Source organism: Sulfitobacter sp. HI0129 (assembly GCF_001635395.1).
In the GTDB taxonomy this organism is placed as follows: Bacteria; Pseudomonadota; Alphaproteobacteria; order Rhodobacterales; family Rhodobacteraceae; genus Sulfitobacter.
Map to the genome: position 1 here is coordinate 1 of NZ_LWGH01000815.1, position 1098 is coordinate 1098.

Below are 1098 nucleotides of genomic sequence, written 5' to 3' on the forward strand. Positions count from 1 at the left end.
GGCCAGGCCGGGTTCGATCTGAAGCTCGTGTCCTCTGTGGGTTTGGCCCGGACGCGCGAAGCTCTGCACAACAGCTGGGACAAGAACGATCCGAAGGACGCCCAGGTGATCCTGCACATGCTGGAGATCGGCGCGGTGCAATTCTTCCACGATCCGCTGGTCACTGGCACTGCCGACATCCAGGAACTGTCGAAGACGCACGAGATCGTCTCGCGCTCGAAGACCGAGCTGTGGCACCGTATCCTGACCCACTATCTGCCGCTCTACTTTCCCGAGGCCGAGCGCTTTCACCGCAGTTCGCGTACCGACTGGTTCCTGGCATTCCTCGAGAAGTATCCATCGCCACACATGATCACGGCCATGAGCCGTGAGGCCTTCGTTGCCGATGCGTGGCAGGTGGTCGGCCGGAAGGTCTCAAAAGAACGCTTACTCTCAGATATTTACGCAACAGCGGTTGGTTCAGTGGGGTTACCCGTTCACCCGGAATCCGACGCCGTTCGTATGTTCCGCCTTGTGCTGGCCGAAGGCCGAAGCCTGGTTCGCCAGCGCAATGAGATCGAGGCCCGTGCCGTCGAGCTTCTGTCCGATCATCCCGATTACCAGCTTCTGACAACCATCCCCGGCATCGGCCCGATCAACGCCTTGACCATCCTGGCCGAAGCTGGCGATCTGCGCCGTTTCCGCCATCACCGCCAATTCCTGAAGTTCTGCGGCATGGACCTCGCCACCGTGCAATCCGGCATGTTCCGCGGCCAAAGCCGCATCTCGAAGTATGGCAACGCCCGACTTCGCAGAACCCTCTGGATGGCGGGCCAGGTTGCCGTGCTCAAACACACGAACAGCTTCCGCGACAAGTTCGAACGCTACATCGCGGGAGACCGACACAATGCCCATCTGCGCCGCAAGGCCTACACCGCAATCGCGGCCAAGATGGCGCGCACCGTACACGCCGTGGTCAAGCACGGCGAACCCTATCGCCCCTTCTTCGAGGGGGTGAGCCCAGGTGGAAGGACCCTTGTCTGATCAGAGCCGTGGAGGCAGTTCGCTGACCTCGTAGATAATGTTCAGGTCTTCCGCTTGGGATTTTGGATCTCGTCT

General features: G+C 60.6%; 1 protein-coding gene. It reads left to right on the forward strand.

From position 1 onward, the window contains the following. On the forward strand, positions 1-1023 hold a 1023-nt coding region (locus A3764_RS19405), incomplete at its 5' end, for an IS110 family transposase (protein ID WP_067951963.1). Positions 1024-1098: the final 75 nt, after the last annotated feature.